The 23075-nt window shown below is 61.4% G+C and carries 19 protein-coding genes; 7 read left to right on the forward strand and 12 right to left on the reverse strand.

What is annotated here, in order from left to right; genetic code table 11:
• Nucleotides 1-236: 236 nt before the first annotated feature.
• Nucleotides 237-1715, reverse strand: coding sequence for a serine aminopeptidase domain-containing protein (locus tag ACP15N_RS13810; protein WP_425092894.1), 1479 nt, complete (start codon nt 1713-1715; stop codon nt 237-239).
• Between the two features lie 94 nt (nt 1716-1809).
• Between ACP15N_RS13810 and selD the strand changes: the two genes are divergently transcribed.
• Nucleotides 1810-3945 (forward strand): selenide, water dikinase SelD, encoded by a 2136-nt coding sequence (gene selD, locus ACP15N_RS13815; RefSeq protein ID WP_425092895.1) that lies wholly within the window; start codon nt 1810-1812, stop codon nt 3943-3945.
• Here selD and mnmH read toward each other — a convergent pair.
• A complete protein-coding gene (gene mnmH, locus ACP15N_RS13820) occupies nt 3911-4984 on the reverse strand; it encodes a tRNA 2-selenouridine(34) synthase MnmH (protein WP_425092896.1) in 1074 nt (357 codons plus the stop codon). The two genes, selD and mnmH, sit on opposite strands and share 35 nt — an antisense overlap.
• Before the next feature lie 41 nt (nt 4985-5025).
• Complete coding sequence (locus ACP15N_RS13825; RefSeq protein WP_425092898.1) at nt 5026-5925, reverse strand: rhodanese-related sulfurtransferase; 900 nt, start codon at nt 5923-5925, stop codon at nt 5026-5028.
• Nucleotides 5926-6023: 98 nt separating this feature from the next.
• Here ACP15N_RS13825 and pncA point away from each other — a divergent pair, with 98 nt between their 5' ends.
• The 3 genes from pncA (at nt 6024) to pncB (ending at nt 10351) form a co-directional block, all read left to right on the forward strand.
• The gene (gene pncA / locus ACP15N_RS13830; RefSeq protein ID WP_425092899.1) at nt 6024-6626 is read left to right on the forward strand and encodes a bifunctional nicotinamidase/pyrazinamidase; all 603 of its coding nucleotides are present in this window, start codon (nt 6024-6026) and stop codon (nt 6624-6626) included.
• Nucleotides 6627-6699: 73 nt separating this feature from the next.
• Nucleotides 6700-8970 (forward strand): ATP-binding protein, encoded by a 2271-nt coding sequence (locus ACP15N_RS13835; RefSeq protein WP_425092900.1) that lies wholly within the window; start codon nt 6700-6702, stop codon nt 8968-8970.
• Nucleotides 8971-9058: 88 nt separating this feature from the next.
• Nucleotides 9059-10351 (forward strand): nicotinate phosphoribosyltransferase, encoded by a 1293-nt coding sequence (gene pncB / locus ACP15N_RS13840; RefSeq protein WP_425092901.1) that lies wholly within the window; start codon nt 9059-9061, stop codon nt 10349-10351.
• Between the two features lie 4 nt (nt 10352-10355).
• Here pncB and arfB read toward each other — a convergent pair whose 3' ends face one another.
• The 6 genes from arfB to ACP15N_RS13870 all read right to left on the reverse strand — a co-directional run bounded on the left by arfB (nt 10356) and on the right by ACP15N_RS13870 (nt 15428).
• Complete coding sequence (gene arfB, locus ACP15N_RS13845) at nt 10356-10775, reverse strand: alternative ribosome rescue aminoacyl-tRNA hydrolase ArfB (protein WP_425092902.1); 420 nt, start codon at nt 10773-10775, stop codon at nt 10356-10358.
• Between the two features lie 248 nt (nt 10776-11023).
• Nucleotides 11024-11647 carry a queuosine precursor transporter gene (locus ACP15N_RS13850; RefSeq protein ID WP_425092903.1) on the reverse strand — a complete coding sequence of 208 codons (624 nt, stop codon included), beginning with the start codon at nt 11645-11647 and terminating at the stop codon, nt 11024-11026.
• A gap of 87 nt (nt 11648-11734) precedes the next feature.
• Entirely contained in the window at nt 11735-12622 is an 888-nt protein-coding gene (locus ACP15N_RS13855) for an esterase-like activity of phytase family protein (RefSeq protein ID WP_425092904.1), read from the reverse strand.
• Nucleotides 12595-13497: a penicillin-insensitive murein endopeptidase gene (gene mepA / locus ACP15N_RS13860; protein ID WP_425092905.1), complete on the reverse strand. Its 903-nt coding sequence runs from the start codon at nt 13495-13497 to the stop codon at nt 12595-12597. The genes ACP15N_RS13855 and mepA overlap by 28 nt, the downstream gene beginning before the upstream one ends.
• Nucleotides 13494-14819 carry an MFS transporter gene (locus tag ACP15N_RS13865; protein WP_425092906.1) on the reverse strand — a complete coding sequence of 442 codons (1326 nt, stop codon included), beginning with the start codon at nt 14817-14819 and terminating at the stop codon, nt 13494-13496. The genes mepA and ACP15N_RS13865 overlap by 4 nt, the downstream gene beginning before the upstream one ends.
• Nucleotides 14820-14891: 72 nt before the next feature.
• On the reverse strand, nt 14892-15428 hold the full coding sequence (locus ACP15N_RS13870) for a thioesterase family protein (RefSeq protein ID WP_425092907.1): 537 nt from the start codon (nt 15426-15428) through the stop codon (nt 14892-14894).
• Nucleotides 15429-15556: 128 nt separating this feature from the next.
• Here ACP15N_RS13870 and ACP15N_RS13875 point away from each other — a divergent pair, with 128 nt between their 5' ends.
• The 3 genes from ACP15N_RS13875 (at nt 15557) to yaaA (ending at nt 18826) form a co-directional block, all read left to right on the forward strand.
• A complete protein-coding gene (locus ACP15N_RS13875; protein WP_425092908.1) occupies nt 15557-15844 on the forward strand; it encodes a YggT family protein in 288 nt (95 codons plus the stop codon).
• An 84-nt stretch (nt 15845-15928) separates the two neighbouring features.
• Complete coding sequence (gene recQ / locus ACP15N_RS13880; protein WP_425092909.1) at nt 15929-17968, forward strand: DNA helicase RecQ; 2040 nt, start codon at nt 15929-15931, stop codon at nt 17966-17968.
• 63 nt (nt 17969-18031) lie between these two features.
• Nucleotides 18032-18826 carry a peroxide stress protein YaaA gene (yaaA, locus tag ACP15N_RS13885; RefSeq protein ID WP_425092910.1) on the forward strand — a complete coding sequence of 265 codons (795 nt, stop codon included), beginning with the start codon at nt 18032-18034 and terminating at the stop codon, nt 18824-18826.
• Between the two features lie 4 nt (nt 18827-18830).
• Here the strand turns inward: yaaA and ACP15N_RS13890 are convergent, their stop codons facing one another.
• The 3 genes from ACP15N_RS13890 to ACP15N_RS13900 all read right to left on the reverse strand — a co-directional run bounded on the left by ACP15N_RS13890 (nt 18831) and on the right by ACP15N_RS13900 (nt 23029).
• Nucleotides 18831-21242 carry a response regulator gene (locus ACP15N_RS13890; RefSeq protein WP_425092911.1) on the reverse strand — a complete coding sequence of 804 codons (2412 nt, stop codon included), beginning with the start codon at nt 21240-21242 and terminating at the stop codon, nt 18831-18833.
• A 100-nt stretch (nt 21243-21342) separates the two neighbouring features.
• Nucleotides 21343-22521, reverse strand: coding sequence for an acetyl-CoA C-acyltransferase family protein (locus ACP15N_RS13895; RefSeq protein ID WP_425092912.1), 1179 nt, complete (start codon nt 22519-22521; stop codon nt 21343-21345).
• Nucleotides 22522-22594: 73 nt separating this feature from the next.
• Nucleotides 22595-23029, reverse strand: a complete 435-nt coding sequence (locus ACP15N_RS13900; RefSeq protein WP_425092914.1) for a MarR family winged helix-turn-helix transcriptional regulator — start codon at nt 23027-23029, stop codon at nt 22595-22597.
• Nucleotides 23030-23075: the final 46 nt, after the last annotated feature.

Genomic DNA, 23075 nt, shown 5'->3' on the forward strand with positions numbered 1-23075 from the left:
AAATCATATCATTTGCAACTTTTTTTCTGAATTCACTCAAAGTGAATTTACAGATACATCTTTGATCTATACCCTGACTGATGCGAACTGGTCGTGGCGTCCTGCGGGATTGCGTGCGCCCCTGTCGCCCGCCGGGCGAATCTGAGGCCCACCTTTCAGGTGTTGCTTGCGCACTTGGAGGCTCTGTCCTCCTTGCCCGGCGGTTTCCATCCCAGCTGACAGATGACATCGCGCACTCAGCTTGCGTCGAACATCGGGAAGCTGACCCCGAGCGACCATGCGAGGATCAGCCCGAGCGCCAGACCGACACCGAACACGGCGCCGGTTCGGCGCCCGGCCCAGCCCCCCATAGCGCCGAAAACCAGAAAGTAGAGCAAGATCACCGGCAGGATGATCAGCAGAAAGAACAACCCTTCGAAATCCAACACGACCGCAAGTCCAAGAGAGGCCAGAAAACCCGCCTTCGCAGCAAGACGCCGCCAGAGCCGGGCATGGCCCGCCCCCGTCAGTGCGGCGTCCGACACCATGTAGGCGACGGCGCCAAGGCCGAGCGCCGCAATGATCGGCAGCCGGCCGAGATGGGGCATGAAGGACGCCACATAGCGGTCCATTGCGACCCCAAAAACACCCAAACCAAATGCAACGAGGGCAAGGGTTGCAATCCATCCCCGCAGGTCGAAACGCACGTCACGCCACCATAGAATACCAAGCACGATCACACCGAAAACAAGCAGATGGACGCCAAGATAATCGGCGACGAGGACCGGCAGGAACTGCACGTCGAACGGGGCCAGCAAAAGCGGCGTGACGAGCGAGGCCGAGCCCAGCGCCATCCAGAACGTGGTGCGGGGCACGTCATCGAGGGGTGGTCCGGACGGCAGCAATCGCATCACCGGCCAAGACAGCGCAACGAGGCTCGCCAACAGCAAGGCGATCCACCCCCCGGTCGTCGCCAGGGGCGATGAGCTTGTCCGCTCGAAGGTTTGATCGAGCCAATCCCGGGCCTCGCGGAGGGATGTCGGGGCATACAGGACCCCGACATGCTCGACCCGCGGGGCGAAAACCGCGCGGCGCAGTATCCCGTCGCCGCGCACGGTTTGCCCTTCGGCGGCTTGCGGGTCGATCAGCTGCACGATCCTGCGCGCTTCTTCGCGCAGCGTCGCCTCCCACTCCCCGTTGATCGCGATCAAATTGCCGGGCTCCTGCGCCGTGACGGCTTGGGAAAAGAGCGAGATCGCAACAGTGGCCTCCACACTTGGATCAGCGATGGTCTGGCGCACGATCACATCGGACGCCATGGAATGCCCCAGCAACGCAACGCGCCCGTCCACCCGACCCAGCCCCAGCGCATAATCCGTCACGCGCCCGGTTTCCGACATCAGCAATTGCGTTGTTCCGTCGATAGCGGTGACATCTCCTGACATTGGTGTCGGATTGCGACCGTGACCCTCGAAATCGAAGCTCACCGCGACATAGCCCGCCCGCGCGAGCGTAAGCGCGAACGCCTCCATCAACTGGCGCGATCCGGCAAACCCGTGCGCAATGACAACCGCGGGCCCCGGTGGCGCTGCGGGATCGGCATAGACTGTCACCGGGGTTGTGCCCACGTGTACGTGCGTGATGTCCAGCCCTGCGCGAAATCCTTCCAGTTTCCAGATGGACAAACAGGCGGCGCATAACCCGACCAGAAGGACAGCGGCGCGGATAAACGTCATGTGATCTGAGCCTTTCGGGATCTTGGCGCTTGACCCTCGCCAACCCGAAGGCTGGCTGCTAGGGCTTTTGCGTTACTTAGCGGAGGCGCCCGAGATGCACAGCCCCATCCCGTTGACGCAGGATGTCGTTTTGGTTGGCGGCGGGCATGCGCATGCCCTGTTTCTGCGCAAATGGGCGATGAAACCCTTGGCTGGGGCGCGGCTGACACTGATCAACCCGGACCCAGCAGCGCCCTACACGGGCATGCTTCCGGGCTTTGTCGCGGGACATTATCCGCGCGATGCATTGATGATCGATCTGGTGCGGCTTGCGCGCAGCGCCGGAGCACGGCTGATCCTTGGGCGGGTCACCGAAATGGACCTTCCGGCAAAGACGCTGACAGTCCCGGGGCGCCCCCCGATCCGCTATGATATCGCCTCCATCGATATTGGCATCACCTCGGACTTGCCCAGCCTGCCCGGCTTCTCGGATCATGCGGTCCCGGCGAAACCGCTGGGACGGTTTGCCGACCGTTGGGACGCGCTTGTTGCCAATCCGCCGGCGGCCCCCAACGTGGTCATTCTGGGCGGAGGCGTTGGCGGGGTTGAACTGGCGATGGCGGCAGCGCACCGGCTGGGCCGCACAGCGACCATCACGATTGTCGAAGCAAGTTCGGAAATCCTTTCGATCCTGCCCGCGCGAACCCGGCGCTACATGCTGGAAGCCGTGGACGCGCTGGGCATCACGGTTCTCACGCACACGCGGGCGCGCGAGGTGACTGAAACTTTGGTCAGGCTCGATAACGGATCAAACCTCCCCGCTGATCTGGTGATCGGCGCGACCGGCGCGCGCCCTCAAGATTGGCTGGCGACGACCGGACTGAGTCTGCATGATGGTTTCATCGAGGTGGACCATTGGCTGCGCACGATCAAGGATCCGACGGTCTTTGCGGTGGGCGATTGCGCCCATCTTGGGTTTGCGCCGCGTCCGAAGGCCGGGGTCTACGCAGTTCGGCAAGCGAAGATACTCCACCACAACATCCGCGCAGACCTGACCGGGAGCCACCGCAAGCTTTATCACCCGCAGCGCGATTATCTGAAACTGATCTCCACCGGACGCAAAGCCGCCGTGCTGGATCGCTCCGGAATAGCCCTGAAGGGCGACTGCGTCTGGCGTCTGAAAGACCGCATCGATCGGGCATTCATGGACCAGTTCGAGGCTCTGCAGCCAATGGCCCCGCAAAAACTGCCCGCGCAGGTCGCGCGCGGCGTCCGTGCGGAAATCGCAGGGAAACCGCCCCTGTGTGGGGGATGTGGTGCGAAAGTGGACGCGACCACTCTGGATGCGGCATTGGCCACCCTGCCCCACCCCCGCCGGGAGGATGTCGTCAGCCAGATCGGCGATGACGCAGCTCTGCTGAACATCGCCGGCACGACACAAGTCATCACCACCGACCATTTGCGGGCGGTGGTGGAGGATCCGTTTCTGATGACGCGGATAGCCGTGAACCATGCCCTCGGGGACATCTGGGCCATGGGCGCGCGCCCGCAAGTTGCCCTGGCGCAGATTATCCTGCCCCGCGCGCGAACGGAGATGCATGCTGCGATGCTGGCCGAGATCACCCGGGCCGCCGAAGAGGTGCTGGCGCAGGTCGGCGCGGAACTGGCCGGAGGACACACAAGCATTGGCGCGGAACTGACGATCGGGTTCACCGTAACCGGACTGACCGGATCGCGGCCCATTGGGCTCGCCGGGGCGAAACCCGGTGACAAGCTCGTTCTGACGCGACCGCTCGGCAGCGGGGTTCTGTTTGCGACCGACATGCAGGCGCGCGCCCGGGGCGAGGATGTTTCGGCGCTGTGGCAGATCCTTTCCAGCCCCCAGCAGGAGACCGCCGTGGCGCTTGCGCAGGTCGCCCATGCCATGACGGATGTCACCGGTTTCGGGCTGGCCGGGCATTTGCGGAGGCTTTGTGCCGCGTCCGGGGTCGGCGCAGAGCTCCGGGAGGATGCCATCCCGGTCTTTGCCGGAGCGCTGGAGGCCGTGCGTTCCGGCATTGCCTCGTCGCTCTACGCGCAGAACAGGTCGGGCGTGCCGGACCTGCCGGACACGACGCCGACGGCGAAAATCCTTTTTGATCCGCAAACCGCAGGCGGGCTTCTGGCAGCTGTTCCCTCGGATGCGCACGTGACGGGCGCGACCCAAATCGGGGTGATTACGGAAGAACCCCGCTTGCGGCTGGTGTCCTGATCTGTCCCAACGCCTCCGCGACGGATCGCGCCGTGCTTTCAATCGTGTCGGGCAAGAGCGCCGTGTCCGGCAGGGCAAGGGTATGGGCGACATGGCCCTTGCGCCCGCGTCGGTACACAGGGTCGTAGTGCACTTCCATCAAGGACAGCGCGAGCGCTTCGAAACGCTTCTGGCTGAGCATCTCCTGCCATTCGGCCAACCGGGCAGCTCCGTGCAAGCGACGCAGTTGCATCAGCCTTTCAGACGCATCCTGCAAGCTCAGGTCGTCATAGGCCTTTACCAGATACCGGGCGCGCGCGGGTCTGGGGACTTCGATGACCAGCCGCGGCGCAGCACACATCGCGGCCCACAGCATCGGCGGAAGATTGATTTCTCCGACCCTCGAGCTTTCCGCCTCAACCACAACCGGGCGGGTGGGATCAAGTCTCTCCACCCCCATCGCCAGCGCCGACTCGAAGCCTTTCTGGCTGGGCTGGGCCTGAGTGTACGCCCCAAGGACAGACCCCCTGTGCCGCGCCAGCCCTTCGAGATCCAGCACCTGCCAGCCAAGCGCAGGCAGGCGATTCAGAATGTCCGTCTTACCCGATCCGGTGTCACCATCCAGCAGAATGACGGGGCATGGAAACGGCTGATCGTAAAGAGCATCGACAACCAGCCTGCGGTAGGTCTTGTACCCGCCGCCAACCACCTGCGCGCGCCAGCCGATCTGTGACAGGATCGCAGCAAAAGCGTTTGATCGTTGCCCCCCTCGCCAGCAGTAGACAAGCGGTCGATAGTTCCCCGGTTTGTCAGCAAGATGCGTTTGCAGGTGCCGCGCGGCGTTCTGCGCGACAAGCGCTGCTCCGATCTTGCGGGCCTTGAACGGGCTTTCCTGTTTGTAGATGGTCCCGACCTGCGCACGCTCGGTATCAGTCAGCACCGGCAGGTTGATCGAACCCGGTACATGGTCTTCGGCATATTCCGCCGGGGACCGGACATCGATGATCTCGTCATGCTGCAGGTTGTTCAGGTCACCAAGGGTGGAAAGGGTCAGGGCCATGGCAGCCTACCTACCCCAGCGCCCCGACAGGGGGAAGCAGATCACCCCAGATGCTCTTCGCCGCGCGCTCTTGCCAGTTTGATCTGATGCTGGCGCTCTCGGAATCGGGCACGGTCGGCATCCGTGTATTCGGTGACGCAGCGGTGGCATTGGACCCCCGGCTCGTATTCCGGGCGGCGCTTGTCGTCCTGTGCAAGCGGGCGGCGACAGGCATGACACAGGTCATAGGGTCCGGGTTTCAGGCCATGCCCGACGGAGACGCGCCGGTCGAACACGAAACACTCGCCTTGCCAAAGGCTGTTTTCTTCGGGGACCTCCTCAAGGTATTTCAGAATGCCCCCCTTGAGGTGGTACACCTCCTCGACACCCTGCCCGATCAGGAAGTTCGTCGATTTCTCACATCGGATCCCGCCAGTGCAGAACATCGCAACGCGCTTGTTGTGAAACCGGTCCTTGTTCTGCGCCCACCATGCAGGAAACTCGCCAAAACTCGCTGTTTCGGGGTCAACTGCGTTTCGGAACGTGCCAATTTCCACTTCGTAATCGTTGCGCGTGTCGATGACGACGACATCCTCGGCAGAAATAAGATCGTTCCAATCACGCGGCTCGACGTACCGCCCGACAGCCCCCGTCGGGTCCACGTCAGGCTGGTGCATCGTGACGATCTCCTGTTTCAGACGGACCTTCAGCTTGCCGAACGGGGCGGTCGGTGCCGCGCTTTCCTTCCATTCCAGATCCGCGCATCCCGGCAGGGATCTGATGTGTGACAGAACCGCATCGATCCCCGCGCGCGACCCGGCAATGGTACCGTTGATCCCTTCTCGCGCCAGCAGCAGAGTACCTTTGACGTCCTGCGCGCAGGCCAGCTTGGCCAGCGGCGCTTTGAGCGCCGCCGGATCATCAAAGCGCGTGAACTTGTAGAGTGCTGCGATTGTGAACATGGGGGGGCGTATACGGCGTGCAGGCCCCTTCTGCCAAGGGCGTAGCATTGACGCGGGGCAAGCCGCTGCGTAGGCACATCCGAACAGAGGGAACGTAGATGTCCAACGCACTGATCGTCGTAGACATGCAGAACGACTTTTGCCCGGGCGGCGCGCTGGCTGTTGCAGGCGGTGATGAAATCGTCGCCGGTATCAACGCGCTGATCGACCGGGCGGACGCCGTCGTGTTGACGCAGGACTGGCACCCCGCCACCCATCGCAGCTTTGCAAGCCAACACGCAGGCATGGCACCGATGGAGACGATCCAGATGCCTTATGGCGCGCAGGTGCTGTGGCCGGACCATTGCGTGCAGGGAACCGAGGGCGCCGCGTTTCACCCTGATTTGCGGATCGATCCGGCAAATCTGATCCTGCGCAAGGGCTTCCGCCCCGACATCGACAGTTACTCGGCCTTTTTCGAGAATGACCAGACCACTCCGACCGGTCTCGAAGGGTACCTGCGCGCGCGGGGGCTGACGGATTTGACCTTTGTCGGCCTCGCCACGGACTTTTGCGTGAATTACTCGGTTCTGGACGCCCGCAAACTCGGGTTCAACGCCACGGTTCGCATGGACCTGTGCCGCGCCATTGACCTGAACGGATCTCTGGATGCCGCAACAGATGCTATGCGCGATGCGGGCGCGACTCTCGCTCTGGCCTAGGCCGCTCAGGCTATCTTAACGAATTTCGCTCACACCTGCCCTGTCTAACGCCCCAGCGGTATTGGAGGACAGGGTGACGCCAAGCGGCAATGCCCAAGACCTGCGGCGCAAGTTCGAAGCGCGCTCAAGCCCTCGGGGCCGGTTTGCGAGCTATGTGCGCGGGCGGCTGACGCATTTCTGGATGCGTCAGACGGTCCTTTTTGCCGGTGCCGCCTTTGTAGGATGGCTGAGCACACCTTTGCTGGGGCTCTGGATCGCCCTGATCGGCACGCTGGGGGAAGTGCTTGACTGCGCTGTGCTCCGCCGACTGCTCCCGACGCACGCGGATTTCGATCGGTTGCTCAGGCTGAGTACCTACAGTGCCGCGATGCATGCCACGTTGGTGTCAGGGTGCGTGGCACTGGCATGGCATGCAGGCGACGGTGACGATTCGCGGTTTTTCGCAATTGCCTGCATGGCTGGCGCAGTCATCAACGCCGGCCTCGTGTACCCGTTTCATCCGTCAGCGACACGCGCGCGGATCTCCGTCTACCTTCTGAGCCTTGGCGGTCTGTTCGCAATAGACGGTTTGGTCGGTGCGCGGCCGGTAGTACCCTTGAAGTATGATGCGGTCGGCGTTCTGATCCTTGCCTTTTCGATCTACGCATTCATCGCCTATCTGCACCGACTGCGTGCACAACGGTGGGAGAGCGAGCGCGCCTTGATCGTTCAGCAGGCAGAAGTGGACGCGGTCAACCAGCAACTCTTGATCCGAGAGAGGGAGGCCAGGCGCATGGCGCTGGTGGCCGAAAACGCGAATGACTCCGTTCTGGTGACTGATTGCGAAGGGCGGATCGAATACGTGAACAAGAGTTTCGAGCGCATCACCGGCTACTCCTTCGAGGATGCGAAGGGGCAATTGCCTGCCGACCTTCTGAACTCTCCGAACACCGATCCAGCAGCGATCCGAAAGATCCTCGTGGCGCGGCAAAACCATGTTCCGGTCCGCGTGGAACTGCTTAACCGCACCAAGGACGGGCGTGACATCTGGATCGAAACGGTCATCACGCCAATGCTGACACCGAGCGGAACGCTGATCGGCGAGGTTGCGGTGGAGCGTGACATCTCGCGGCAGAAAGACCGCGAACACGAGCTCGCATGTGCCAAGGTCGCCGCCGAAGAAGGCGCGCGCACCAAGGAACGGTTCTTGGCCATGGTCAGCCACGAGATGCGCACGCCCCTAAACGGGATCATCGGCCTGACGGAAAACCTGCTTGACGGTGACCTGTCGTGCGACCAACGCCGCACCGCGCAAACGGTCCTGTCCTCAGGGGAAAGCTTGCTGACAATCATCAACGACATTCTCGATCTGTCGAAACTCGAAGCCGGGCGCATGGAGGTCACGACAGAACCGGTTATCGTGCCGGAGGTCGCCACGCAGATCGCCGCCCTACTGGCCCCGCTGGCGTCTGAGAAGGGCCTCTCGCTCGTGATCGAAACCGGTTCCGCTCCGGAAACCGCGGTGCAGAGCGACCAGGGCCGGCTCCGCCAGATCCTGCTGAACCTTGTCGGCAATGCCATAAAATTCACGCATCAAGGGGAAGTCCGCCTTGCGATCCAACCCAGCGTCGTGGCCGATATGCCGGGACTGGTTTTCCACGTCTCCGACACGGGTGTCGGTATTCCGAAGGATCGTATCGACCATATTTTCGATGCTTTCGCACAGGCCGATGCAAGCATAGCGCGAGAGTTCGGCGGGACGGGCCTTGGGCTGGCAATCTCGAAAAAACTCGCCCGTCAGATGGGAGGGGATATTTCCGTCACCTCGGCAATCGGCTCAGGGACATGCTTTTCGCTGACACTGCCTGCGCCACCCGTGCAGACCGACGCTCCATCAAGTGCGGTTTCGGTCGCAAGTCCACCCGTAAACTCCAGCGTTATGGCGACCCTCAGGGTGCTGGTCGCCGAAGACAACAAGACGAACAGGCTTCTAATGCAAAAACTCCTTGCGCCGCTTTGCATGGAACTCAGCTTTGCGCATGACGGCGAGGAGGCCGCGGAAAAAGCTGGCCTGATGCGCCCGGACCTGATCCTGATGGATATGCAGATGCCGCGTTGCGACGGTTTGGAAAGCGCCCGACGCATCCGGGCCGAAGAAGTGCGTGCAGGGCGGGGCCGCGCACCGATCGTGGCCCTGACCGCCAATGGCTATGCGGGTGACAGAGACGCTTGCCTCGCTTCCGGAATGGACGGTTTCCTGACGAAACCGGTGCGTCGACAGGATCTGTTCGTGCTCGTGGCGGAGCTGATCCCGGCCACCCTTTCCCAAGCACCCGAAGCTGAAACATGGGCGGCGATGAACTAGTGTTCGCTACGCGATTTTTTGCGTCACGGTGTGGGATCGGATAGTCAGAGGGGAACAGAACGCAAAACCACGACCAGGGACAGTCAATTTGGCCGACATCGCAACACGGGTCTACAACCATAATTGGAAAATCGACCCAATCATTCGGTCTTTGATAGACACGGATTTCTACAAGCTTCTGATGTGTCAGTCCGTGTTCCGGAACAAGCCTGATACTCGCGTTGAATTCAGCCTGATAAATCGCACCAAGAGCATTCGATTGGCCGAGCTCGTCGACGAGGGGGAACTGCGTGAGCAGTTGGACCATATCCGGTCCCTGTCCCTCAGCCGCGGCGAAAGCACCTGGTTGCGGGGCAACACCTTCTACGGCAAGCGCCAGATGTTTCGACCTGATTTCATGGAATGGTTCGAGAACCTCCGGCTTCCCCCGTACGAGTTGAGCGTGCGCGACGGCCAGTATGAGCTGAGCTTCGAGGGCGCCTGGCCAGAAGTCATGCTGTGGGAGATCCCCGCGCTCTCGGTTCTGATGGAGCTTCGGTCCAAGGCGGTTCTACGCGACATGGGACGGTTCGAGTTACAGGTCCTGTATGCTCGCGCGATGACGAAACTATGGGAGAAAGTCGAGCGCTTGCGTGCCATAGACACGCTGCGGCTAGCCGACTTTGGCACCCGACGGCGGCATTCGTTTCTTTGGCAGGACTGGTGCGTGCAGGCGATGACGGAAGGCTTGGGCGACAAGTTTGCAGGCACGTCGAACTGTTTGATCGCGATGCGACGCGAGGTCGAGGCGATCGGCACGAATGCGCACGAACTCCCCATGGTCTACTCCGCGCTTGCAGACACTGATGCGGAATTGGCCGATGCGCCCTACAGGGTTCTGGCAGACTGGCACGAGGAACACGATGGCAACCTGCGGATTATTCTGCCGGATACCTACGGCACAAAAGTGTTCCTGGACCGTGCGCCAGATTGGCTGACAAGCTGGACCGGTATCCGTATCGACAGTGGCGACCCGGCCGAGGGCGCAGAGCGCGCGATCGCGTGGTGGCGCGCGCGCGGGGAAGACCCGACTGAGAAGCTGGTCATCTTTTCCGACGGGTTGGATGTTGAAAAGATCGAAACCCTGTCCGCCCAGTTTGCAGGCCGCGTCCGGGTGTCATTTGGCTGGGGGACGTTGTTGACCAACGACTTCCGAGGACTGGTTCCGGACGATGGCCTCGCGCCCTTTTCGCTGGTCTGCAAGGCGGTGCGTGCGAACGACCGACCGACAGTCAAACTAAGCGACAACCCCAACAAGGCGATGGGCCCCGCGGCCGAGATCGAGCGTTACAAGCGGGTCTTTGGCCTCGGCGCGCAAACTGCTCAGCCGGTTGTCGTCTAGGGCGCTATTCAGGGTCCACCTTGCCCCGAAGTGACTTAACAGCGCCGCGCCGCGCCTTGCTGTCAAGCCGACGTTTCTTCGATCCAAGCGTCGGCTTGGTCGCAATCCGCCGCTTGGGCGCATGAAGCGCTTTCTCGATCAATGCACGCAGACGTTCACGCGCGATTTCGCGGTTGCGTACCTGACTGCGGGTTTCATCGACTTGCAGGACAAGGGCGCCGTCCTTCGTCCAGCGCCGTCCGGCAAGGTTTTTCAAACGCGCTTTGACCTGCGGCGCGAGATTTGGAGAGCGGGCCGCCTCAAACCGCAGTTCCACGGCCGAAGAGACCTTGTTGACGTTTTGCCCCCCGGGTCCGGACGCGCGCATGAAGCTTTCGGTCAGTTCCCAGTCTTCGATCGTGATGGCGTCTGAAACTCTCAACATCGTCTTTCCCCAATCGAAAGGGCCGCCCGATGCCGGACGGCCCTGCCGAAAGTTCTGGAGGTGGGGTCGGTTAGATAGGATTGAACCGATCCATCAGGGCGGGCAGTCCGCCAAAGGTTGCCTTAGCGGCGCACCTCCCTGATTGTCCCGACACCTCTCTCCAATACCTTTCTAGACACTGGATCACCTCCTTTCATTTGTTTCCGTTGATTGGAGGTTGCCACAGATTTTGTGTTTGTCAAAACTTTTTATGCAAGGTTTGGTCTAGCGCGCCGAACGATCATCCGGAATGGCACCAACGCCAACAACGCCAGAGTCAGCTTCACTGCCCAGTCGGCCATCGCCAGCGACACCCAGAGCGGTGCAACCGGACCAACACCCAGCAGGGGAAGCGCCTCGTTTGCCCAGGAAACGTCGTTCGATGGGTCCAGCACAGTCAACTGGGCAGAGAACGCGATCGAGAAAAACAGGGCCGTGTCCAATGTCGATCCGATCAGGGTGGATGCCAGCGGCGCACGCCACCAGGGTCCCGTGCGCAGCCGGTCAAACACCGTCACATCCACCAATTGCGCGGTCAGGAACGCGAGGCCGGAACCGAGCGCAATGCGCAGCGTGACCAGCGGGCCAAACTCGCCCATGATCTGTGTGCCGATCAAAGAGCACACGACGCCGACACCAAACCCGGCAAGGACGACCTTGCGGGCGGCGGCCTTGCCATAGACGCGGTTCATGACATCGGTAACCAGAAACGCGAGCGGGTAAGTGAACGCCCCCCAGGTCAACCACTGACCGAAGAGGAATTGCACAAGGATATTCGAGGCCACAACGATGGTGGCCATGGCAAGAATGCCGGGCAGGTGGATGCGGGTCATGGCACAGGTCCGTTTTTACAAGGTTGCGGAGACTTGGCGCCAAAAGTGGCACGAACTTAGGTCGCTTACCCACCAATTCGGCGGGGATCAAGAGCCCGGCAGGCGATACTCGACGATTTGGGTGCGCAGAAACAGGTTGTAATTGTCATCGGATACCATGCTGAGGCGAATAAACCCGCCCTCGTCCCGCCAGACAGACAGACCTTCGAGGTTTTCGTGCGTCCCGGTCGTGGTTTGCAGCAACACCCGCGCGTCACTCAAGACGTCGCCATCGACCGCAAAACTGCGCACACGGGTCGAGAACAAGATACCGCGCAGCGCGCGTTCCAGCACGTAAAGTCTCCCCTCTGGGCCGAAATCCAGGCTGACCAGCAGATAATCCTCGCTCCGCGGGATTGCATATGGCTGATCCCACCCCCCTCCGGCCCGACGATAGACGGGAAAGGGGCGCAGCAACCGCCCTGACCTCTCCGGGGCGGTGTGCAAGCGCCCCAGCGCATCAACCGCCAGCGCCTCGAGGCTGGAGTTTCGCTGCATGCGTGCGAAATGGGGATGTCGATCGAGGCCCGCGGAAACCATCCGGCCCGTCAGGTCAAATTCAGCGACGCCGTGTACCCCCTCGAACGAAACGAACAGACGGCCATCATCGGTCAAGGCAAGGCCTTCGCTGTCGCGCTCCAACTCCGGCAGTTCTGCCCCCGCCCGGTCGCGCAGTGGCGCAACCCGCGTGTTGGTGACGGAGGTGATGGCCGCATCTGGTTCACCGCGCGCAATCGACGCTGTGACCAGAAACCCCCGGTCCCCCAGCGCAACCAAAGCGGCCCCATTCTGCAGCACCTCTAGCGCGGATATCCCACCAAATGCGGGATCATCGTCCGACCAGGTGTAGGCACCTACGAACTCTGCGGACTGGGCGAATGCACCCTGCGCCAGAAAGAGGCTTGCCGCTAACGCGCGGCCAAGACTTGCGAGCATTGCTGCGGTAGGTCCGCCATGACGTAGTCACGCGCACCGCGTTTCTTCGGCGCAGGCGCTTTGGGTTTCGGTTTCGCGGCGGTTTTAGGGGGATTGAGGGCATCCGTAACCCACCAGTTCAGCGATGCGTCGCACCCTGTTCCGCCCTTTGACAACTCGCGTACGGTCGGAGTCTGGGTCCTGCATCCACGATTACCATCCGGGCACTTCAGACGTACGTGAAAATGATAGTGATGGCCCCAGAGCGGTCGTATCTTCTGAAGCCATGACTTGTTGCCGGTCGCGCTGTTACACATGGCGATCTTTGCTGGCGCGGTTACGAAAATGCGGTCCACGGCCGGATCCTGAGCGGCAGCTTTCAGCAGCGCCATGTGCTGCGCCGTCCAGTTCCCGTTGACTCGGCGCTGGTCCTTCGATCGTACGGAAACAGAACTGATCTTTTCGCGCTCAGACCGGCTCAGGTTCAGGCGTTTGGGGGGCAGCATCCATATATCGATGTCCAAACCCATCTGGTGGCTTTGATGACCGCTGGTCATCGGGCCGCCGCGCGGCTGGCTGATATCCCCGATGTAGAGCCCCTCCCAACCCGGGAGGGAGGCGGCATAACGGCTCAACCGTTCGACAAACTCGATTGCATCCGGATGGCCCCAGTTTCGATTGCGGCTCAGGCGCATCGCCTGCCATGTGGGGCCGGTTTCGGGCAGTTGTACCCCGCCCGCAAGGCACCCCCGGGCATAGGTCCCGAATGCCGCCGGCCGCTGGGAAGAGGCCTGTGACTTGGCACCAAAGAGTTGGTTGGCTTTGGTTTCTGCGAAACTTCCTTGTGGTGTCAGCGCCAAGAAGGCCCCGACAAGTGCGGAAAAAACTCGGATCATGACCTGCTCATATCTTTGTCCGGTTGCACCCAGCGTAGCAGAAACAATCCACAGAGGAAGAGGGCAATCAACGGAACAAGCCCGGCGCGCTGCGATCCGGTTACCTCGGTCACCACGGCGATCAGGAATGGCGCAAGGAAGGCGGTCGCCTTGCCTGCCAGAGCATAAAGGCCGAACCCTTCTGTCATGCGGTCTGCACTGGCCTGATGAACCATCATTGTCCGGCTTGCAGACTGAAGCGCCCCACCCGCAGCACCGATCGCCGCCCCGCAGATGTAGAAGGCGATGTCCGGCAAGGCGCTGTCCGCCGCGACCTTGATCCCCAGCACGCTGTCCTGCGAAATCGTGACGATCAGAAGCCCGACTGCCGACAATACCAGGATACAGGCGCCGATGACGGGTTTTGGACCGAAGGCGCGGTCCGCGAAGCCGCCGATCCAGGCGAAGACGGCCCCGGTGATGGCGGCAACGATCCCGAACACACCGACAGAGACAACGCTCCACCCCAAAACCCCAAACGCGTAGATACCGCCGAAAGTGTACATCCCGTTTAGTGCGTCGCGGTACAGCATGGACGAGCCCAGATACGCACTCAGACTTGGGCTGGCCGGCAGCCCCCTGAGCGTTGCCCACAGGTCCAGAAGGCTGTCGCGCAGGGGCTGGGACGCGCGCGGTGGCCCATCGCTGACCCATAGGAAAAACGGGATGATGAACACCACATACCAAAGCGCGACAAACGGCCCGACGCTGCGGGTGCCTTCGCGCATCTCGGGATCGAGCCCGAAGGCCGGGTCACGACCCAGCAGTGTGACCCCCGCGTCGTTCTCGGCAAAGAAAAGCAGCATCAGGATCAGTGCGACCACACCACCTGCGTAGCCCATCGCCCATCCCGACCCCGAGATCCGCCCGATCTCGCGTCGCGGCCCAAGGTCGGGCAACATCGCGTTGGTAAAGATCGTGGCAAATTCCATGCCTATCAGTCCGATCCCGAACAGGATCAGGATCAGGGTCACGTTCTGCGTTCCGGGGGCCGCCATCCAGAGCCCTGCCGCGCCGACAACAAGACAGCAGGAAAACAGGATGATCCACGGGCGGCGACGGCCAGTTCCATCGGCCAGCGCGCCCAGCACAGGCGCAAGGCACGCAATCACCAGGCCACTGATCGACAACGCATAGCCCCACATGGACTGGGCCTTCACCGGATCACCGACGACGGTTGCGAAATAGGGTGCAAAGATGAAGGTCAAGATCAGGGTCGCAAAGGGCTGGCTCGCCCAGTCGAACATCATCCAGCCCAAGATCCGTTTTCTTGCGCCCGACATTCCGCGCCCCTGCGTATACTACCGGGTCTTATAGGCGTGCGTTGGCATCCGTTCGCAAGGGGTAACTTGGCCTCAGGTTGCGATTTCCGGAGGCCAGGGGCGCAGGTCTTCAGCCTCGACCCAGGCTTTGACCCAATCCGGCAAGGCTGGCGTGTGTAGCCCCGGGGCAATCTGATCGGCCACGCGCTGCGGGGGTACGAGGCCCTCTGCGTCCGTCACTGCACTACGATAGACGATGTGTCCCGCGACCTGCCCACGCACCGACATCGACTGCTCGACATACATGAACCGCGCATCCCAGCCGATCACCCGGGACCTCATTTCGATCCGATCGAACAGCCTGATGCGACGGCGGTACCGCACGGCAGCGCCCGCCATGGTCAAGCCCCACGCGTTCTTGCGCAAAACCCGAAACAGCCCGGCGCGCATGCCAAACGGCAAACGGCCAAGGTCATAAATCGTCAACGTGCGCCCGTTGTTGAGCTCTGCAAAAACATCCAGATCCCAGGGCCAACACCGGTGAAAACTGACATGGGTGTCCATCGGACCCAGAGCCCGGCTCTTCCGGTGGATCACAACCTCCAGTGCCAATCGAAAAAACGGATACATCTGGTGCCTCCTTCGGATCGCATCCCTCGCGTGCGACGAAGGTCCGGTCAAGCGTGACGGAACGGCACCGTCTTGCGCGCAGCGATACAACGGCCTAGGTCAAGGCAAAGACAGGTTCGGAGACCGAAATGCAGTCCCTTTTGCAGATACTACTGCTGATCCTCGATATTGCGTGGTTCATCATCATCGCCCACATCATCATGAGCTGGCTTATCAACTTTCAGGTTCTGAACCTGCGCCAGCAGTTCGTGGCGCAGATCTGGTACGGGCTGGATCGACTGCTGGAGCCCGTGTACAGCCGTGTTCGCCAGTTTCTTCCGCAGATGGGTGGCCTTGATCTGGCCCCGTTGGTCGTGCTGATCGGCGTCTACGCTCTTCGCATCATCCTGATCAACAATGCGGCGGCTTTTTACTAGGAATAGCGACGCGCAGGGCTTGTTGCGCAACCTCTGGTATGGGACAGTCTGTGAAAACGAAGCAGTCCCAGCCAAAACAGGCCCATGCAGAGCGCAGAGTCGTTACTTTCCAGCGTATTCGGATTTGACGCGTTCCGGCCGGGTCAGGCGGACATCGTAGAGGCCGTGCGCCGGGGCGAGAACGTTCTGGCCATCATGCCGACGGGCGGTGGTAAATCCTTGTGCTATCAGTTGCCCGCCCTGCTGCGTGGTGGTGTCACGATCGTCATCTCACCCTTGATTGCACTGATGCGCGACCAGGTGCGTGCGTTGCAAGAACTGGGTGTTGCTGCGGGCGCCTTGACGTCAGGAAATACACAGGAAGAAACCGACGAGGTCTTCGAAGCACTGGAGACCGGGTCATTGCGACTTCTCTACATGGCACCGGAGCGTTTGGCGAACGCGGGGACGGTCGCGATGTTACGCCGTCTCGGGGTGCAGGCGATTGCCGTGGACGAGGCGCACTGCGTCAGCCAATGGGGCCACGATTTCCGTCCCGACTACCTGCGGATCGGAGAGTTGCGCCGCGCCCTCGATGTTCCGCTATCGGCCTTTACGGCCACTGCGGATGCGGAAACCCGCGAGGAAATCGTTGCCCGCCTTTTTGACGGTCAGGCGCCAGCCTCGTTCCTGCGAGGTTTTGATCGCCCCAATATTCACTTGGCCTTTGCCGCCAAGGATGGGCCCCGGCGCCAGATTCTGGACTTCGCGGCTGCGCGAAAGGGACAGTCGGGCATTGTGTATTGCGGCACGCGGGCCAAGACCGAAGCGCTCGCTACTGGCTTGCGCGAAGCCGGGCATACCGCGTGTCACTATCATGGCGGCATGGACCCCGAAGATCGCCGGATCGTCGAAACGCGATTTCAAGCCGAGGATGGGTTGATCGTGGTTGCGACCGTGGCGTTCGGGATGGGCGTCGACAAACCAGATATTCGCTGGGTTGCACATGCCGATCTGCCGAAGTCGATCGAGGCGTATTACCAGGAAATCGGACGGGCCGGGCGCGATGGCGCGCCAGCTGAAACGCTTACCCTGTTCGGCGCGGATGACATTCGGCTGCGGCGGTCGCAGATCGACGAAGGGCTGGCTCCGCCAGAGCGAAAACAGGCAGATCATGGGCGCTTGAACGCGCTTTTGGGCTTGGCGGAGGCCTTGCATTGCAGACGGCAGGTCCTGCTGGGGTATTTCGGCGAGGACAGCGTGCCGTGTGGCGCGTGCGACCTGTGCGAGCAGCCGCCGGAGACGTTCGACGGCACCGAAGCCGTGCGCAAGGCCTTGTCGGCCGCCCTGCGCACCGGCGAAAGTTTTGGCGCGGGGCATTTGATCGACATTCTGACGGGGACGCCCACCGACAAGGTCCGGGCCCGCGGGCATGAAGACCTGCCGACCTTCGGGGTTGGCCGTGATCTGGACCGCCGGACTTGGACAGGCGTGTTCCGGCAGATGATGGGCCATGATCTGGTCCGTCCGGACCCGACCCGGCATGGCGCGCTGGTCATGACATCTGCCGCACGCCCGATCCTGCGCGGCGAGGACACGATCCTGTTGCGGCGCGACACGCTCAAACGTGCGGCGCAGCGCCCGTCGGTCAAAGCGCTGGTCTCGGACGAAGACGCGCCGCTTCTGTCCGCGCTCAAGGCAAAAAGGCGCGCTCTCGCCGAGAGCGCCGGCTTGCCTGCCTATATGATTTTCAATGACAGAACCCTGATCGAGATGGCCGAAACGCGACCGACGGATCTCGATGCACTCGCCAGTGTAAACGGGGTTGGTGCAAAGAAGCTCGAAAAATACGGCGCTGCGTTTCTGGAAGTCATTTCAGGCGAGGTCCCCGACACTGCGCATCCGGCGCGCCGCAGACTGGCAGGGCAAACCGCAGGGTCGGTATTTGATCGTTTGCAGGCCGCACAGTCACAGCTGTCACGCGGCGCCTGTGGCACGATGAAACCGCTGAGCTGTTCCACGAGTTTGCTGTCAAAAGTTGCCGAACTGCGCCCCGATACCCCTGACCGGCTGTCGAAATTGCTTGGTGAGCGGCGCTGCGAGCGGTTTGGGACTGCGTTCCTTGAGGTCCTGCGAGATGCCTGACCGCTGTGGACCGCTCTGCGAAAGCCCCTATCTTAGGCGTTCAATACGCGCTCGGAGGACCAAATGCTTGTCGTGATCTCGCCTGCCAAACGTCTCAATTGGGAGGTCAGCGCACCATTGCCGACGACTTTGCCTGAGTTCGAAACCCAGGCATCGGCGCTTGCGCGCGAAGCCCGCAAGCTTGATACGGACGCGCTGCGTCAATTGATGGGCCTGTCGGAGAAACTCGCCGACCTGAACCATGCGCGGTTCAAGAGCTTTCGCCCGAAAACGACCGACGCGGAGTCCCGCCCTGCGGCGCTCGCCTTTGCCGGCGACACATATGTGGGACTGGATGCGCAAAGCCTGTCCAGCGACGAGTGGCGTTATGCGCAGGACCATTTGCGGATCCTGTCCGGGCTCTACGGCGTCTTGCGCCCCCTTGACCTGATCCAAGCCTACCGGCTGGAAATGGGAAGCAGGCTGGAAACGCGCCGTGGCAAGACCCTGTATGATTGGTGGGGCACACGTATCTCGAAATCGCTGAATGCGCAGGCCGAAAGCGTCGGCGCCTCGGTTCTGATGAACTGCGCCTCGCAGGAATACTTCGGAGCCGTCGATATCAAGGTGCTCCGACCCAGACTGGTAACGCCTGTGTTTCTCGAAGATCGCGATGGCGTCACGAAAACAGTCAGCTTCTTTGCAAAGAAGGCGCGCGGCGCCATGGCGCGGTTCATTGTTCAGAACCGCGTCTGCGATCTGGAGGGGCTGCGGGACTTTGCGACTGGCGGATATGCGTTTGACAAGACGCGCAGCACCCCTGACGCCCCGGTGTTCGTTCGGCCCTATCCGGACACCACGTCTGCGGAAGCCGCCTGAGCGTCTACTCCGCGGCGGTATCAACACGTAGGGGCGCGCAACCTGTCGGGGTCAGCTCCTCGATTTTCGCGTGAATCTCGGCCTTCTTCAGCGGCTTTGTCAGATAGTAATCGAGGCCTGCCGCGAGAATACGCTCCGCATCGCCATCCATCGCGTGGGCCGTCATTGCCGTAATGGGAACATGCGTGCCCCCCGCCGCCTCCATCTGCCGAATGGTCCGCGTGGCTTCCATACCGTCCATCTTTGGCATCGAAATATCCATGAAGATCATATCGGGCGCGAAGCTTTCGAACAATTCGACGGCTTCTTCGCCGTTGCCCGCAAACTTGAGCTCGATATTCAGGTCGCGCAGCATCTTTCGAAAGACGAGCTGGTTGGTGCGATTGTCTTCAGCCGCGAGCACGCGCAAGAGGCGCTCAGGTTCCTGTCCTGTGGTGGGCGGTACTTCAGGACCGGCATTGTCGGGCATTGTGTCCGCAACCGCGGGCTCGATCAATTTGGGCCCGGTTTCACCCGCTGCTGCGATCTCCGGCTCGGTTTCTGAAGGCGTTGTATCGCGGTGCGTTTGCGACGATTGCGCGCGGCGCCGGGCGGATGTGAAAGGTCCGAGTGATATTACGGAGGGGTCTTCGTCGGCTGCTTCGGGAGCCGCAGGGCCAAGCGCGGTGTCCGAAGTTGGTGCCTCAAGATCAGGTGCCGGATCAGAGGGCGCCGAAAGCGTTGCGAGGGCGGCGTGCAAATCCGAGCGCAAGACCGGCTGGGTCAGGGTTGCCGCGAACAGGGAGCGATCCTCGGGACTGAAATGTCCGGCCAGTGTTCGGCTCACCAGGATTGTCGGGATACGTCCGCCGATCTGGCGCGCAAGAGTGATGCCGGTTCCATCGGGAAGATTGAGGTCGGTCATGACCAGATCAAAGCCCGAAGCGCCATTCAGTTGCTCGAGGGCGCCCTGATGTGTATCAGCGGATGTTACCTCCAACCCGAACCGCATCAGCTGCTTCAGCAAGACGTCGCGGGACAGCGCATCCGCTTCGACGACAAGCACCTTGCGCAGGTTTGGCAGATCAATATCTGTCGGGTCCTCTGCCGCACCCGGAACCCGAGAGAGAGGGATCCGAAACGAGAAACACGACCCGCTTCCGAGATCCGAGTCCACCCAGATCTCGCCCCCCATCAGCTCGATAAGCCGTTTGGTGATCGCAAGCCCCAAGCCGGTTCCTTCGTAGTTGCGGTTGCGTTCATCTTCGGCCTGGTTGAACTCGCCGAAGATGTGCTCGACCATATCGGGTGCGATCCCGATCCCTGTGTCTTCGATGTTGAAGATGACCTCTTGGGCGTCGTTCCCGGCAGGTACGCCGATCACACGGATCGCCACATGACCTTCGGACGTGAACTTGACCGCGTTGCCAATAAGATTGGTCAGTATCTGCCGCAGTCTACCCTGATCGCCGACGAATTGTTCGGGCAGGAACATGTCAAAATCGAGCGCTAGACTGATGCCTTTCTGCTGTGCCCCGGGCAGGGACAACAGCACGACGTCATGGAGCAACTGTTCGAGGTTGAAAGGTTGCGGATGCAGTTCAAGCTTCTCCGCCTCCATCTTTGAATAGTCCAGCACCTCATTGATGATATGCAGCAGCGCCTCGCCGGACTGGCGGATCGTATCGACGTAGAGACGCTGTTCATCGTCCAGCGTGCCTTCGGTCAGCAAAGACGCCATGCCGACAACACCGTTCATCGGCGTGCGCAGCTCGTGGCTCATGTTCGCCAGAAATGCGGATTTCGCGCGGTTTGCAGCCTCGGCACGATGGCGGGCTTCTGTCAGATCCTTCTCACGTCGGATGGTTTCGGTGATGTTCAGGGCGAGCGTGACGATATCGCCATCCTCGCCCCGGCGTTCGACCAGTTTGATCGAGTATCCGTTCCATAAGCGTACGATGATCGGATCGATGGTATCGGACGACCAGCGCCCCTGCATCATTGCGCACCATTCCTCGCGGCTGAGGCCATCGGTGTCGACGATCCCTTCTTCGGTCGCGAGCCTGAGCAGAGTGTCATACGCGATCCCGGGACGGACCTCTTCCAGTCCGGCGAAGGCCGTCAGATAAGCCGGGTTCGCAATGATCAGGCGGCGCGCACTGTCGAAGACCGCGAACCCATCCTCAATGGTTTCGACCGAGGTCCAGAGCCGCTTTTCCGCGCGCTGCAGGTCAGAGCGGACCTGAAAATTCTCGTCCTTGAGCTCTTCGGCTTCGTGGCGTTGTTCGACAATCTGATCCGACAACTCGAACGCGTGCTTGGACAGCTCGTTATTGGCCGCACTCAGTTCCCGCTGTTTTTGCGCGAGCAGTCGCTCTGCCGCCAGGCGTGCCCGGCGTTCCTGCGCAAGGCGGTGTTCAATGTCTTCGTTCAGCATGATCCGACAGCCCTTAAATCATCGGGCCGCGCGAATCTAAGCGGCCCGCGCAGCACGGGCCGACAGTGAGAGCAATTGGTGAATCCGAGTTTAACCGGCGTTAAAGAAGCTCAAAGGCCAGCGCGATGCCCTGCCCTCCGCCAATGCACATTGTCACAAGGCCACGTTTGCCGCCGATGCGTTCCAACTCGTGCAGTGCCTTCACCACAAGGATCGCCCCGGTTGCGCCAACTGGATGTCCCAGCGCAATCGCGCCCCCGTTCGGGTTTACCTTTGCGGTATCAAGACCGAGGCCCCTGTTCACGGCGATTGCCTGGGCTGCAAAAGCCTCGTTCGATTCGATCACGTCAAACTCCGCGACATCGCACCCGATGCGTTTGCACAGGGCCTGAACCGCAGGAACCGGGCCAATCCCCATTACTTCGGGGCGAACACCAGCATGCGCATACCCCAGAATACGCGCCTTGGCTTTCAGACCGGCGCTTTCTGCCGCGCTGGCGCGGGCCATGACAATTGCTGCGGCCCCGTCATTGATGCCGGAGGCATTCCCTGCCGTCACCGTGCCGTCCTTCTGGAAAACTGCGCGCAGACCGGACAAGGTCTCGACAGTGGTTGCTTTCGGATGCTCATCGCGCGCGAAGGCCACCATCTCACGCTTGACCTTCACCTCGATGGGGACGATCTGGCTGTCAAATCGGCCCTCCTCTATGGCCTGCTTTGCGCGGGTCTGACTTTCGACTGCAAAAGCGTCCTGATCGGCGCGGCTGACGTCATGCTCTTTGGCGACGTTCTCGGCCGTGACCCCCATGTGACCGGTGCCAAAAGGGCAGTTCAATGCGCCAAGCATCATGTCCTGCGACGCGACATCACCCATCTTCTGGCCCCAGCGCGCAGCCGGCAACGTATACGGCGACCGGCTCATGCTTTCGGCACCTCCGGCAAGCCCGAAATCGGCATCTTCCAGTGCGAGGGACTGGATCACCGACGCGATCGCCTGCGCCCCCGATCCGCAGAGTCGGTTCACGTTCATGGCAGGCGTCGTATCGGGGATGCCAGCCTCCATCGCGGCGACCCGGCTGAGATACATGTCCCGAGGCTCGGTGTTGATGACATGACCGAACGTCACGTGACCGATGCGGTCACCTTCGATACCTGCCCTGTCGAGTGCCGCGCGCGCCACGGCTGCACCCAGCCCGATTGGGGGCACCGAAGCAAGGCTACCGCCAAATGTCCCGATCGCGGTGCGCGCGCTGCTCAAAATTACGATGTCGTCGGTCATGGTCTTCCCTCCTCCGCAACTGACAGGTCCATTGGTGACCTTTCGGGCACCGCAGAGCAAGGGACGCTTTGCCTCAGAACCGGCTGTGCATCAGCACATTGATCCCGTCTCGCACCTTGGCGTTGTCCGGCCCGAGAAGTTCGACGATTTGCGCCTGATATTTCCGGGCCAGAACAACCAGTTCGGCCATCATCGCGTCGCCCTTTTGCGTCAGCGACAACTCAACAAGGCGTCGATCGACCGAAGACACCCGTTTGGAGATATACCCGGCGGCTTCCAACCGGGCCGCCGCGCGGGAGATCTTGGATTTGTCCATGTGCGCACGTTCGTGAATTTCGCGCACACTGACTGCGCCGGAATGGTGCAAGTGCGCCACCACTCGCCACTCCGCGATGGAAATCCCGAAGCGTGCTTTGTATCGCTCCGCAAATCCGCGGCTCAGGCGTCCTGCAATGATGTTGAATTGATAAGGCAAGAAGTCATCAAGATCGAAGTCTGGGTCTCTCAAAGGTCATCTCTTGGCTTCCCCCGCGCCGCGCATCTAGCAAAAAAAC

The organism is Tropicimonas sp. S265A (assembly GCF_049800835.1).
In the GTDB taxonomy this organism is placed as follows: domain Bacteria; phylum Pseudomonadota; class Alphaproteobacteria; order Rhodobacterales; family Rhodobacteraceae; genus Dinoroseobacter.